Source organism: Bifidobacterium sp. WK012_4_13 (assembly GCF_041080835.1).
Classification (GTDB): domain Bacteria; phylum Actinomycetota; class Actinomycetes; order Actinomycetales; family Bifidobacteriaceae; genus Bombiscardovia; species Bombiscardovia fermentum.
Window position 1 is genome coordinate 914,400 of record NZ_CP129683.1, and the last position, 13,786, is coordinate 928,185.

A 13,786-nucleotide genomic window follows, 5' to 3' on the forward strand; every position below is an offset into this window, starting at 1 on the left:
AATGAAGGTCATCAGACGAAATGCAGTCAGTCGAAGCGCTGCTCATGTCGGCGAGCGCGCAGAAGGCGTGCCGAGTTGAGTATGAACGCCGATTCGCTCCCCACATGCACGAGGGCTGCAAGCAAAGGCGTGAGAAAGCCGAATCCAGCCAGAACCATGCCTGCCACATCGATGACGATCGTTCCGATGAAATTGAATGCGATGACACGTCTTCCTTGCTGGGCGACAGAGAACAGGCGAGCCAGATCGTTCATGTCAGATGAAATCAGCACCGCATCAGACGATTCCTGCGCAATGTCAGTTCCGGAACCCATTGCAATGCCGACATCCGCCTTGGTCAAGGCGGGGGCATCATTGACTCCGTCGCCTATCATCGCGACCTGACGACCCTGAGACTGCATCTCCTCGATCCGGTCGAGCTTCTGTTCGGGCTTGAGATTGCAATGATATTCGTCAATTCCAGTGAGCTGGGCGATATGCCGGGCCACTTCCTCCCTGTCGCCGGAGAGCATGACGGTTCGCTTGCCCATGGATTTGAGCCGCGCAATCGCAGACTCGGCTGAGGAACGCACTGCATCCTCGATTTCAATCGAGCCGACATAGCTTCCCTTGACCGTCACATAGACCATGGTGGTCGCCTGGCCATTGAAAGCAGCGGCCACGGAATGTCGATCAGTCGCATCCAACGTATCGATGCTCCCGACCGATACGGGTTCTTTCATTACGACTGCCTCGATGCCGTATCCGGGTCTGTAGCTGAACGATTCGACAGGGGCGATGTCAAGACTGCGCTGCCGGGCGGCATCGACTATCGCCCTGCCAAGAATGTGCTCGGAGTTGACCTCGGCACTTGCAGCCACTGCGAGCAGGTCATGCTCACTCATGCCCGCCGTCGCATGAACCGCGACGACGCTTGGCATGCCTTTCGTTATCGTGCCCGTCTTGTCAAATATCACCGTATCGATCGTGGACAGCCTCTGCATATGCATGCCATCCTTGACATATGCACCCGAACGCGCCGATCTGGCTATGCATGCCAGCATCGCCAGCGGAGTTCCGGCAGCGATGCCGCACGCACCGGCCACGATGATGACATCGATGGCACTCGTCAGGTCTCTTGTAAGCAGCCATGTGACGAATGCGCCTACCACGGCAAGGCTGACCAGGGCGGTGGCCATACGATCGGCCAGCTTCTGCACGGGCGCCTGAGAATTCTGCGCCTCCCTGACCGTTTCGATGATTCTGCCGTATGAGGAATCTTCGCCGACGCCCGTCACCCTGACTTCCAGTGCGCCCTGCTGATTCACCGAACCGGCGTATACCTCGCTCCCCTTGCGAGCGGCAACGAGTGCGGACTCCCCGGTGATTCGAGACTGATCGAGCTCGGAAACCCCAGAAATGACGAGACCGTCGACAGGAATCCTGTCTCCCGGGGTGATGCGCACCACCATGCCCTTCAGAACATCGTCAAGGGCAAGCGCCTTCGTCGTGCCGTCATGCGACACCACCGTAACCGTGTTGGGCAGGAACGCCATCAAGGACGAGAGCGCATCCCGTCCTGAATCCATGCAGAGGTCCTCAAGTATTTCAGCTGCAAGTACGAACACGGCTATCAGGAGCGAGGTCGTCCACTGTCCGATCGCGGCAGCAGCGGCAATGGCTATCAGCATCGACAGGTCCATGCTCATGTGGCGATTGCGGATGTCATGCCACGCCTCGATGATAATGGGCCAGCATCCATATACGAGACCTGCAGCAGTCACAGCCGCAATCATCCAGATGGCCGTGGGTACGAGGACTTCCATCAGTAGCACGATGATTGCGATTCCCGCAGTTCCAACGGCGCGAAGCAGCATCGGCTTGTCCGTCCTGTCCCACAGCTTCAGCGCAATTGCAGGCGACTGCGCGGATCCATGCTGAGCGTTATCAAGCCGATTGTTCCCAGACTGAGCGTTAACAGACCGATCGTTACCAGACCGAGCATTCAATGTGCACTCCAAGATTGTTGTCCGAATCCTTGATTCATCTCGACCATAGCAATTCAGGGAGTAAAACGGAATGGCGTGGCATCACTGTCACGGACAATGCACCCTTGCCAGTGCCGACATGCAGGCATTTTCGCGATCGTTGCGCCAGTCGCCACGTTTTCATCTACGAAACCGCCAGTTTCGCGCCCGGGTTGCAAGTTTTGGGGACTTGGCGAAGTACAAACCGGTGAAATCGTTGCAGTGACGGTGAATATCATGCAGCTTTCGGACCGTTCCAGCGAATGAAGTGCCAAAAACTTGCCATTCAGAGCCGAAGCGGAGATTGACACGGAGCGGAGATGACCACCACAGGTGAGATGCCGAACGTGAAATGCCAAACTTGAGATGCCGAACGGCTCGAAGATTTGAGCAACTCCTGCTGATTCATCTATTCCACAGTCACGGTTATTCCACGGTTACTCCACGGTCACGGTCACGGCATCGGATTTGATGTCGGCATTCCCCTTCATAGAGAGCTGAGCCCGATACGTGCCTGCATTGACATTGAGCAGGCTTGAATCGGATTGGCATGAAGCTCCGGTCGCATTGGTGTTCCACGTTATGTTCTGCACGTCCGAATCCGATCCTGACAGTAGGAGCATACGCGACGATGCCGTGCAGACGTTCGATTTCCATATGGTCTGGCTGCCCGAGGTTATCGTGAGAATCCTTGAATCATTCGATGCATCGACGAGACAGTTGTCGGAGCCACTGTGAGCTATCGTCGCGGTGAACTGCACCGAACCGCCAACGCTCACCGTGCTGGGGGAAGCCTTCAACTGCAAGGAAATGTCATCTGCAGTGCAATCGGACACACCGCTCACCTCACGGGGCGACGGCGCTGCCTGACGGCTGATCGCATTGATGTCATCCCGATGCAGCCATCGATTGATGCCCTCGACGCCTTGGGCAATCCCCCACAGCAGCCCTACGACAGTCCCCAGAAAGGCGGCGAGCGCAACAAGCGCAACGATGCGGCGGACCAGAAACACCCGTCGCTGCCGCTTGCTGATTGCACGCCTCTTTCTCAATCCCTGTCGCCACCTTTGAAGCCGAGTTGCCGCCATGCCTCATAGACCGCTATCGAAGCACAGTTTGTCAGGTTAAGACTACGCAAGGATGGACGCATCGGCAATCTTACCTGTTCGGCGACATCCGGGCCGCCCATGATGTCCATCGGGTCTGGAATGTTCCCGGGTTCGGGACCGAACATCAGAATGTCAGTGGGACGGTACTGCACGTCGGTATAGAGTTTGGTCGCGTTGGCGGTGAAGGCGATGATGCGCGAATTCGGCATTGCCTTGACGAGGCTTTCGAAATTCGGGTGCAGGACGACATGCGCCATGTCGTGGTAGTCGAGTCCTGCCCTGCGCAGTTTCGTATCCTGAAGGTTGAATCCCAGAGGTTCGACGAGATGCAGTATCGTTCCCGTCACGGCGCAGAGTCGAATGGCAGATCCGGTGTTTCCTGGAATCCTCGGCGAGTAGAAGCATAGATGCGGCGTCACCGTTTCCTGCTTGCTGGCATCCTCAGCCTTCATCATTGCATCCACGACGCTTATGGGATTGCCATGCGCGTCGGTCACCAGCTCGTCAGGACCATAGTTCGACTTGCGATAACCGTATTCGTACATGGTTTCCACTGCTAAGTCTGGTTGTCCTGCCTGTGCGTTCAAAGTTTGCCCTTCCACTGTCATAGACGCCACCATAACACCGCCGTTTGGCATCAGCGCGTGCCCATCCTCACCGAGATTGCGAGTTTTGCGGCAATTGCGAAGTATAAGCACTCAGAATCGTTGAAGTGACGTATGCAAACAAGGGGATTTCAATGATTACTGCTTCGCAGTTGCCGCAAAACTCGCAATCTCGGTGCGATTTGATTGTAAAGATCGTTTCCTGTCAGAACTGTTGAATGAAATTGTTTGCTTTTGTTCGATTTATTGATAAGAATGAAGCCGATAGATACAAAGGTCGGCACAATGCGTTGAGTGACTGGCAATATGGCATGATGGCATATGCTGACGCGTGAAAAGGGGAAGTGTGCATGGCTGATTTGCCTTTGGATTCGCCACGGGTAGTTGCATTGAAGAGCAGACTCTTCCCCTGGTGGGATGACAATGCTCGAGATTTGCCCTGGCGCTTCGGCAGAGCAACGCCTTGGGGCATTCTCGTGTCTGAAGTGATGAGTCAGCAAACCCAGATGAGCAGAGTCGCTCCGTATTGGATCACTTGGATGAATGCATGGCCGGATGCGCGGGCACTCGCAAAGGCATCGACCGCCGAGGTTATCACCGCATGGGGTCACCTTGGGTATCCCCGTCGAGCCCTGCGGCTGCAGGAATGCGCTCGCGTCGTGGCTGAACAATACGACAACCGGCTGCCACAACGCTATGAGGAACTGATTGCCCTTCCCGGAGTTGGCGATTATACGGCGAGTGCAGTGCTCTCCTTCGCATTCGGCACTCGAATTGCCGTGATTGACACGAACATTCGTCGAGTACTCTCCCGTGCCGCACTGGGGGTCGAATCCTTGGGCGGTGCCGCAACCGTTGCCGATCGAAAGCTTGCCAATGACTTGCTCCCACGTGATTCCAAGGAAAGCAATGTGTGGAATCAAGCCACCATGGAACTCGGCGCAACGGTGTGCACAGCAAAGAACCCACAATGTGAGATCTGCCCGCTCTACGAAAAATGCAATTTCGTTGCCGCCGGAAAACCTGGACTCGCAGAAGGGCGGACTCGTCCCCGGCAGCATTTCAAGGGAACGAACCGTCAGGTCAGGGGTCTCATACTTCACGCGTTACGCAGCAAGACCGATATGGAACCTGTGCGCTATCAGGAACTCGTCAAGCTGTGGCCGAAAAGCGCGCAACTCGATGAATGTCTGATGTCGCTTGACGCTGACGGTCTGATCGAACTCTTGCCTGACAAGGCGATTCGATTCCCAAAATAACATGGCATCCCATGATAATTGGAAAACAGCACAGCACCCGAAGGCAATCAGTTCTTGAAGCTGTGTATCGGGGCGGGAATCCTGCCCCCGCGGGCCACGAATTCCTCGCAGCTATGCTGGTTGACCGGCATGATCGGCGCGCGGCCAAGCAGCCCCCCGAATTCAGCCATCTCTCCAACACCCTTGCCGATCACCGGGATGACGCGAACTGCCGTGGTCTTCTGGTTGATCATGCCGATGGCAGCCTCGTCGGCGATGATGCCAGCTATCGTCGCCGGTGTCGTCTCGCCAGGAATCGCGATCATATCAAGTCCGACACTGCATACGCAGGTCATCGCCTCAAGCTTTTCGATCGTAAGACAGCCCGACTGCGCGGCATCTATCATGTTCTTGTCTTCGGAGACTGGGATGAATGCGCCGGAAAGGCCGCCGACATAGCTTGAAGCCATGATGCCGCCCTTCTTCACCTGATCGTTCAGCATCGCGAGAGCCGCCGTCGTCCCTGGAGCGCCGACCTGCTCAAGTCCTATCTTTTCGAGGATCTCTCCGACGGAATCCCCCACTGCCGGCGTCGGCGCAAGGGAGAGATCGATTATGCCAAAGGGCACATCGAGTCTACGGCTGGCCTCCTGCGCGACCAGTTGCCCTACGCGTGTGATCTTGAATGCCGTGCGCTTGATCGTCTCGCACAGGAATTCGAAATCCTTCCCACGTGCCTCGTCAAGAGCCTTGCTCACCACACCGGGTCCTGAAACGCCGACGTTGATGACCGCATCACCTTCGGTCACGCCATGGAAGGCTCCGGCCATGAATGGGTTATCGTCAGGCGCGTTGCAGAAGATGACAAGCTTGCTGTTGCCTGAGCTGTCGCTGTCAGCGGTGGCTTCGGAGACCTGCCTGACGATGCGGCCCATCAGAGCCACCGCATTCATGTCGATGCCCGTTTTGGTGGAACCAACATTCACGCTGGCGCAGACTCTATCGGTTTCCGCCAACGCCTGTGGCAGAGATTCGATCAGCATGCGTTCCGCCGGAGTCATCGCCTTGCTTACCAGCGCCGAGAAACCTCCGAGGAAGTTCACGCCGACCTTGTGGGCGACATCGTCAAGGGTATGCGCGATCTGAACAAAGTCCTCGGGCGTCTTGCAGGCGCTTGCTGCAACCAGTGATATCGGAGTGATGGAGATTCTCTTGTTGACGATGGGTATGCCGAATTCGCGTTCAATCTGCTTGCCGGTCGCGACCAGATCCTTGGCACGCCCATAGATCTTGTCGTAGATGCGTCTGCACAGGGCATCGAGGTCATCGGTTGCGCAATCAAGCAGGCTTATCCCCATCGTGATCGTTCGGACATCGAGCTTCTCCTGCTCGATCATCTGGTTCGTTTCATGAACTTCCATGATGTTCAACATGTGCCGCTCCTCATCGCTGCAACGTGCATCTCTGTGCTATGTGAATGCTTTGGGGCTGTCGTGAAAGGCCTGAGCCGTGGATCGTCAAGAACCAGGCACAAGGTCACCGTCGCCTGTCTCAGATTCTGTGCATCTTCGTAAAGATTTCCTCGCGCTGGCAACGTATGCGCACGCCTATTCCCTGGCCAAGGGAGTCAAGGGCGTTGGTGATCTCGTCGAATTCCTGGGTGGACCCCTTGATGTCGACGATCATCATCATGTTGAAGAAGCCCTCGATTATGGTCTGCGAGATGTCAAGCACGTTGACATTGTGTTCAGCGAGGTAGGTGCAGACCTTGGCGATGATGCCGACCGTGTCTTTCCCGACGACTGTGATTACCGCCTTTTGGCTGGGGACTGCCTGATTCATGGAAAAGCTCCTCTGATGACGATGCCGAACGTACCCAAGTATAAATCAAGGCGCATACCCCGCGTGTGTGGGTATGCGCCTTGATTGCCCGTTCAGCCCTGCAATCCGGAATCCCAGTTCAATCGTCGTTCAGGATTCACGATGTGCGCTTGCACTTGCGACTGCGGCGAGCGCACGTGGCTCATGCAGTCCTTCGGCAGCGAATCTGTCGGCTATCTTCTGCGCGATGGTCCTGCCGGCTCCCTGCTTGACGAGTGCGATTATCGATCCGCCGAAGCCGCCGCCTGTCATTCGAGCGCCATACGCTCCGTTCTGACGAGCCACGTCGACGGCGATATCGAGTTCGGGAACGGTTACCTCATAATCGGATTTCAACGAATCATGCGAAGCATTGAACAGACGTCCTGCCTCGACGATGTCCTTGTTGTTGAAGGCCTTGACGAATGTCCGGACGCGTGCGATCTCCGTCACGACGTGGCGCACACGCTTCTTCATCGTTTCATCGGAAAGCGCGTCAAGCGTCTCCTTGAGCGCCTGGAACGGATCGTCGGACTTCTGGATCTGATCGGCGCATACGCGTAGGTTGGCGACCCCAAGTATGTTCGCAGCCTTCTCGCATGTGGTGCGTCGCTGTGCATATTGCCCGTCGTTGAGCTGGTGTGGCGCCTGGGTGTCCACAACCAGCAGCTCCAAGCCCTGCGCGACGAGATTGAATGGGACTTGCCTGACGCTTTCGAGTGCGCTGAGTTCGGGACGGCAGTCAAGCAGCAATGCATGCCCGGGCTTGCATCTCATGGAGGCATTCTGATCAAGCCCGCCAGTGCTCGCCTCTGCCATGTCATTCTCTGACTTCATGGCAGCCTGGATCAGGGTGATCCTGCCTTCGTCGGAATCGCCAAAGCCGAGTCTGAACACATCGTCGATGGCGAGCGCGGTCGAGCATGTCATCGCTGCAGAGGAACTCAGACCAGACCCCAAGGGAACGCATGAGGAGACCGCAGCGTCAAATCCGGTCACACGATCGAAACCCATCTTGCGCAGCGCCCAGGCGACGCCGATTGGGTATGCGCCCCAACCTTTGACGCCACCGCCTTGAAGCCCGTCAAGATTTGCCTGCGAAACCTCGTCGGGCTTCAACTCAGAAACCACTCTGACGATGTTGTCGTGCCGTGGCTTGAGAGCGATGTACGTCCGTTGCGGAAGAGCGATTGGCAGACACAGACCGGCGTTGTAATCGGTATGCTCCCCGATGAGGTTCACTCTGCCGGGAGCGCTCCATACACCCGTTTCATGCCCGTCGAAAGTCTTGCGGAACAGGGAACGGGAACGAAGCACGCCCTGCTCCGGCGACAGCGGTTCGACGAATTCTATAGCTGACATTGCATTCAGCTCCTCTCGGCTTCAAGGTCCATTGGTCCAAGTTCATGGAAACGGGCGGCGATCTTCTCCGGTGTCGTGTCGGAGATCCATGCGGCCATTCCCGATTCGGATCCTGCAAGATACTTGATCTTGTTCGCGGCCCTTCTGAATGAGAAGAACTGCAGGTTCAGGCGGTAATGATCACGACGCCCGTCATGGATAGGAGCCTGATGCCACGCGGAGATGTATGGCAGATCCATGCCCTTGCCATCGCCCTTGTCGAAGAATGCATTTCCACGCCTGAGCAGTGTGGAATACATCTGCGCAAGACCCCAACGCTCATCGTCGTTCAGTTGGTCGATGGTGAGGATGCCGTCACGGACAGGTGCGACATGGACTTCCAAAGGCCAGCGAGCGGCAGCGGGAACGTATGCGACCCAGGTGCGATTGCGGAAGATGATGCGTTCCTTGGCTTCCAGCTCGGCGTCAAGCATGTCCTTGAGCAGGTTGGAGCCATTCTTTTCGAAGTATGCCTCGGTATGCTTCAGCTCCTGCTCCATCTTTGGAGCGATGAAGGGATAGCAATAGATCTGTCCGTGCGGGTGGGCAAGCGATACGCCTATCTCCTGGCCATGATTCTCGAACGGGAATATCTGCTGGATGCCATCGATGGCCGAAATCTCGGCTGTCCGGAACGCCCATGCCTCGACTATCGTGCGAATTCTTGAGATCGGCAGGTCAGCGGGGAGCGCCTGCTCGTTAGGATCGAAGCAGACCACCTCACAGCGGCCGTTCGCGGTGCTTTTCGCCCAAAGCGGGTTGTCGTCGACATACGTCACTCTGTCAGGCTCACCGGGAACCTGCATCATTGACGGGAAGCGGTTCTCAAATACCACGACGTCGTAATCGGTGTCGGGAATCTCGCCATCCTGGTACGGATCTCCTGGCTTCCTGGCCGCAAGGGGGTTGCCGGATGCAACCGCACCTGGCCCTGCGGTGATGGGACGGTTCATCCGGGCAGTGGCCATTGGAATCCAGTCACCCGTGAGAGGGTCGCGGCGCATCTGCGGGGCCTGAATCGGAACAAGATTGCCGTCCGCATCCTTCTGCGGCTCAAAGCGGTCTGTCAGAGGGCGAGGATCGTGGAGTTCACGAGTCTTCGCACCGGAAACGTATTCCGGATCGTCGTCCATGTAGAAGAAGTCACGGCCATCGGCAAGAGTCGTCGGTGTTATGCGAATGTGCTCCGAGGCATATTCGCCCTGCCTGTATACCTTATATCGGTTCAATTCTGACTGAGCGTCACTCATCGACATTATCCCTTTCCTCGCTGTTGTCTTCAGCTGAATTCTGATGGGCAAGAACCAGCGTCTTGACCAATTCCTTTGTTCTCTGTGAGTCTTCAGGATCAAGCTCGTCATCGGTGATCACAGCCTCGACATCGCTGAATCCCGCAAACAGGGATAGCGAGGTGCTGCTCCATTTGGTGTGGTCGGTCAGGATGATCGTCTTGTCCGCAATCTGCATCATTGCCATGTCCGTCGCAGCCTCCAGCGAATTGGGCATCAGGAAGCCCCGTGGAATCGACACCGAGTGGGTCCCAAGAAATACCGTGTTGACCCTGAGCGAGGCAACGACCTTGTCCGCGATCGGACCGACCAAGGAATTTGAGCGGCTGATCACCCCACCCGTGACGATCACTTCGACATCCTTGCTTTCGAGAGCCTGCACGAGCTCCGCAACCGGCAACGAGTTGGTAAGAATGGTGATTCCCGACGAACGCCGACTTTCAAGCAGATGCTGGGCAAAGACATAGGCGGTCGTGCCGCCGCCAATAGCGATCACGTCTCCGGGAGAGACATAGTTGACAGCCTCGCGGGCTATGGCATCCTTCAGACCGATGTCCATCTGCGACTTGACTGAAAACAGCGGCTCTGCAAGAAGAGAGCTTGTCGTGACCGCCCCACCATGAACGCGCTTGAGCAATCCCTTGTCCGCCAGGTCAGCGATATCTCTGCGAATCGTCATCGCTGATACACCGAGCTCCTCCGAGAGGGCGGTGATGCGCACCGCTCCCCTGGTACGCAATCTGCTGAGGATGAGATGTTGACGCTGTGAGGATATCATTCGAACATTATCGCACACATTCGCGCAAAATGACAACTTAACTTGAGCGTTTCATGAGCAATTGGATGTAATCAATCGGCAGCCAAACGCTGACCGAAAGACCTTGACCCATGATCGCAACGCAACCCCATGCACAGAAGCGAGGTGTCAGCGGCTGCCTTTCCCGAAGCGCTGCAGACCCCAGAGCGTGACCTTCGCCATTGCCTCGATGACGATGGAGCGAGTCATCTTCGATTCGCCTCTGGTGCGCTCGACGAATGCGATCGGGACCTCCCGGATCACGCCGCCGGCAGCTGCGACTCGTCGAGTCATGTCAATCTGGAAGACGTAGCCGTTCGCGTTGATCTCGTCAAGGTCGATGGTGCGCAATATGTCCGCCTTGTACGCACGAAAGCCGGCAGTCATGTCTCGCACCGGAAGACCGAGCATAAGCCTTGCATAGCATGAGCCGAGACGCGAAATCGCGTTTCGTGTCCCTGACCAGTTGATTGTCTGACCGCCTTCCACGCGGCGAGAGCCGATGACCAGGTCAACGCCAGGATTTCGATTCAGCACAGCCAGCATGCGCGCCAGATCCTCGGCACGGTGAGACCCATCCATGTCCATCTCGCAGATCACGTCGTATCCGTGAGACAATCCCCAATGGAACCCATCGATGTATGCCGGTCCAAGCCCCTGCTTGCTCTGGCGGTGAAGCACATGGATGCGTCCGTCGCCCTGCGCGAGAAAGTCGGCCACCCGCCCCGTCCCATCCGGAGAATCGTCATCGACGACCAGCACGTCGACGTTTGGATTGAGGGCAAAGACATTTGCCAGGGTCGGCCCAAGATTTTCCGCCTCGTCGTATGTAGGCATGACCACCAGGACTTCGACCGCATGCACTTCGGACCGAGAGCCCGCTTGCTCACTGCCAGCATCATCGGAGGAGGCGCCCTCAATGTTGAAATCCCGCACAGTCACTCCTTTCATGACTTCTGACAACTCTAACGCCTATCAGGAGCTGAAACGAGAGAACCCACCGAATTTCAGCACAATTCCAATGCAACTCACAGAACTGCCGAAACATTCAGCAAAAATTCGCGGCAACCGTGCGACAATAGAGGTCATGGCCTACGTATCCCAATCTTTTGCACATGACAAACTCAACAAGCTCAGCACTGACATGTTCACCTTTGCATACAAGCATGCCTTCAAACCGTTCATTTTCAACGAGACGCCGGATGTCGCGCACGATCAGATGATTTCCTTCTGCCGCGTGGCCGGCAAGGTCCCACCGCTGATGTGGGCGCTCGGCGAGATGATCGACTACACAGATCCGATGCTCGAATCGGAGGTCATGGGAATTCACTTCGACAACCCATTCGGACTCTCCGCGGGCCTGGACAAGAACTGCGACCTCTCGACCGTCCTCGATGCGGCAGGATTCGGCTTTGAAACGGTGGGATCCACGACTTCCCGCCCATGCCCGGGAAACGCGCGCCCATGGTTCCACCGTCTTCCAGAATATGATTCCATGCTGGTTCATGTCGGATTGGCCAATGACGGCTCCGAATACGTCATTCCCCGCGTCGAAAGGGCGCACACGCAGGCGAAGAGCATGAAGATGTCGATTTCCATCGCTCGCACCAATGACGACCACACAGGTGACATCGACGAGGGAATAGAGGATTACCGCATTTCCCTGGAACGCGCAGCCAACAGATCCTCAATCGTCGAAATCAATATTTCCTGCCCCAATACCCGCGCAGGCGAACCATTCAACGAAAATCCCGATAACCTCGACCGTCTCTTCTCCGAACTCGACAAGGTTGAGCACTCCCAGCCCCTGTTGGTCAAGATGCCTCTGAACAAGACCTGGGAGGAATTCCAAGGGCTGCTCGACGTCCTTGTCAGCCACGACGTTCAAGGCGTGACTTTGGCTAATCTGCAGAAGGATCGGACTGGGCTCAATGTGCCACAAAGCTGGCTCGGAGGCCTTTCCGGAGGGCCCTGCTACGTTGCCAGCAATGACACCATAGGCAAGGTGTATCAGCAGTATGGCGACAAACTTACCATCGCCGGAGTCGGTGGCGTGTTCACGCCGCAGCAGGCATATGCCAAGATCCGCAACGGTTCAAGCCTTGTCATGTTCGTTTCTTCCTTGATGTACCGGGGACCGCAGCAAATCACGACATTGAAGCGCGGCCTGGTCGACCTGCTGCGCAAGGACGGCTTTGCGAACGTATCAGAGGCAGTCGGAGCCAACTTTCGCTGACCGGCCTCGATTCGCTGACCGACTTCGAAGGCAATGAATTCAATCGTGCGCCCCGCAGGCTCATCCTGCGGGGCGCACGTCTCAGGCACCAATGCGTTTCATCCTCGGGGAACGCGTCGTATCAGCGACTTGTTCCGAACGCACCTCGAACGTATTGATCGGGATATGGCGCTTCGCGCTTGGATATTCCAAGCTTGTGCGCCGCTCGCAAAGGCCAGTACGGATCTCTGAGCGCGGCCCTTCCTATCTCGACTGCATCCGCCTGACCCTTATGGATGATCCTTTCGGCCTGCTTCGGCTTGGTTATGAGACCGACCGCAGTGGTTGGAACCTTGATTTCAGTCCTGATCGCAGCTGAGAACGGGACCTGGTAGTTTGGCTTCGCCGGAATGCTGACGCCAGAGACAATCCCACCGGTCGAGACATCGATGAGATCGACGCCATGTGACTTGACTTCCTTCGCAAACTGCAGCGTCTGACTCAAGTCCCAGCCACCCGCAGCCCAGTCCGTCGCCGAGACACGGATCAGAAGAGGCATGGTCTGCGGTATGGCACTCCGGATCGCGTCGATTACCTCAATGGCGAAACGCATCCGATTCTCAAGCGAACCGCCATACTCATCCTGACGAGTGTTCACCAGCGGGTCAAGAAATTGAGTGATGAGATATCCGTGGGCTCCGTGGATTTCGATGGCTTCGAATCCCGCCCTCACAGCCCTTTCAGCAGCCGAGCGGAAGTCGTCCACGATTCTGTGGATGTCGTCGACTCCCAATGCCAACGGAACGTCGCACTTGCCATAGGCCAGGGCGCTCGGGCCCAAGGGCTGCCATCCGCCTTCGTCCTGCGGAACGTTGCGCCCGATATGCCCCAGGGAGAACGAACCTGTCGAGGCCTTTCGCCCAGCATGATTGAGCTGAACTGCAACCTTCGCGCCCGTCTTCTTGATATCGTCCACGATCCATTGCCACGCGAGTATCTGATCGTCATTCCACAGGCCGACGTCGCATGGCGAAATGCGTCCTTCGGGGCTCACCGCGGTCGCCTCGGTTATGATCAGGCCAAAGCCCCCAAGAGCGCGTGATACATAGTGCTGGTAGTGGAATGGCGTTGGCTTGCCATCCTGCCGATACACCGAATAGGTATCCATGGGAGGAAGCCATATGCGGTTTCGCGTTGTCATGCCGCGCAAGGTCATTGGAGAAAACAATGTTGGAATCTCGGACATCATGCCCCTCTTCTCGGTCGT

General features: G+C 56.6%; 12 protein-coding genes. 2 read left to right on the forward strand and 10 right to left on the reverse strand.

The features are described 5' to 3' along the window. Positions 1 to 26 precede the first annotated feature (26 nt). From QN062_RS03610 to QN062_RS03620, 3 genes are all read right to left on the reverse strand, one after another. On the reverse strand, positions 27 to 2,000 hold the full coding sequence (locus QN062_RS03610) for a heavy metal translocating P-type ATPase (RefSeq protein WP_369342236.1): 1,974 nt from the start codon (positions 1,998 to 2,000) through the stop codon (positions 27 to 29). A gap of 443 nt (positions 2,001 to 2,443) precedes the next feature. Further along, on the reverse strand, positions 2,444 to 3,058 hold the full coding sequence (locus QN062_RS03615) for a hypothetical protein (protein WP_369342237.1): 615 nt from the start codon (positions 3,056 to 3,058) through the stop codon (positions 2,444 to 2,446). Beyond that, positions 3,055 to 3,723, reverse strand: coding sequence for a tRNA (cytidine(34)-2'-O)-methyltransferase (locus tag QN062_RS03620; RefSeq protein ID WP_369342238.1), 669 nt, complete (start codon positions 3,721 to 3,723; stop codon positions 3,055 to 3,057). The genes QN062_RS03615 and QN062_RS03620 overlap by 4 nt, the downstream gene beginning before the upstream one ends. Positions 3,724 to 4,070: 347 nt before the next feature. Between QN062_RS03620 and QN062_RS03625 the strand changes: the two genes are divergently transcribed. Then, positions 4,071 to 4,979, forward strand: a complete 909-nt coding sequence (locus QN062_RS03625; protein WP_369342239.1) for an A/G-specific adenine glycosylase — start codon at positions 4,071 to 4,073, stop codon at positions 4,977 to 4,979. 47 nt (positions 4,980 to 5,026) lie between these two features. Here QN062_RS03625 and QN062_RS03630 read toward each other — a convergent pair whose 3' ends face one another. The 6 genes from QN062_RS03630 to QN062_RS03655 form a co-directional block, all read right to left on the reverse strand. Beyond that, the gene (locus QN062_RS03630; RefSeq protein WP_369342240.1) at positions 5,027 to 6,391 is read right to left on the reverse strand and encodes a PFL family protein; all 1,365 of its coding nucleotides are present in this window, start codon (positions 6,389 to 6,391) and stop codon (positions 5,027 to 5,029) included. Positions 6,392 to 6,509: 118 nt separating this feature from the next. Further along, a complete protein-coding gene (locus tag QN062_RS03635) occupies positions 6,510 to 6,800 on the reverse strand; it encodes an ACT domain-containing protein (RefSeq protein WP_369342241.1) in 291 nt (96 codons plus the stop codon). Positions 6,801 to 6,929: 129 nt separating this feature from the next. Next, positions 6,930 to 8,180: a galactokinase gene (galK, locus tag QN062_RS03640; RefSeq protein WP_369342242.1), complete on the reverse strand. Its 1,251-nt coding sequence runs from the start codon at positions 8,178 to 8,180 to the stop codon at positions 6,930 to 6,932. Positions 8,181 to 8,185: 5 nt separating this feature from the next. Next, on the reverse strand, positions 8,186 to 9,469 hold the full coding sequence (gene galT / locus QN062_RS03645) for a galactose-1-phosphate uridylyltransferase (protein WP_369342533.1): 1,284 nt from the start codon (positions 9,467 to 9,469) through the stop codon (positions 8,186 to 8,188). Beyond that, a complete protein-coding gene (locus QN062_RS03650; protein ID WP_369342243.1) occupies positions 9,462 to 10,286 on the reverse strand; it encodes a DeoR/GlpR family DNA-binding transcription regulator in 825 nt (274 codons plus the stop codon). The genes galT and QN062_RS03650 overlap by 8 nt, the downstream gene beginning before the upstream one ends. A 147-nt stretch (positions 10,287 to 10,433) precedes the next feature. Continuing rightward, positions 10,434 to 11,141: a polyprenol monophosphomannose synthase gene (locus tag QN062_RS03655; RefSeq protein ID WP_369342534.1), complete on the reverse strand. Its 708-nt coding sequence runs from the start codon at positions 11,139 to 11,141 to the stop codon at positions 10,434 to 10,436. 250 nt (positions 11,142 to 11,391) lie between these two features. Here QN062_RS03655 and QN062_RS03660 point away from each other — a divergent pair, with 250 nt between their 5' ends. Further along, positions 11,392 to 12,540, forward strand: coding sequence for a quinone-dependent dihydroorotate dehydrogenase (locus QN062_RS03660; RefSeq protein WP_369342244.1), 1,149 nt, complete (start codon positions 11,392 to 11,394; stop codon positions 12,538 to 12,540). 121 nt (positions 12,541 to 12,661) lie between these two features. On the opposite strand, the gene QN062_RS03665 is transcribed toward QN062_RS03660, so the two are convergent. Continuing rightward, on the reverse strand, positions 12,662 to 13,768 hold the full coding sequence (locus QN062_RS03665) for an NADH:flavin oxidoreductase/NADH oxidase (RefSeq protein WP_369342535.1): 1,107 nt from the start codon (positions 13,766 to 13,768) through the stop codon (positions 12,662 to 12,664). Between the last annotated feature and the right edge of the window lie 18 nt (positions 13,769 to 13,786).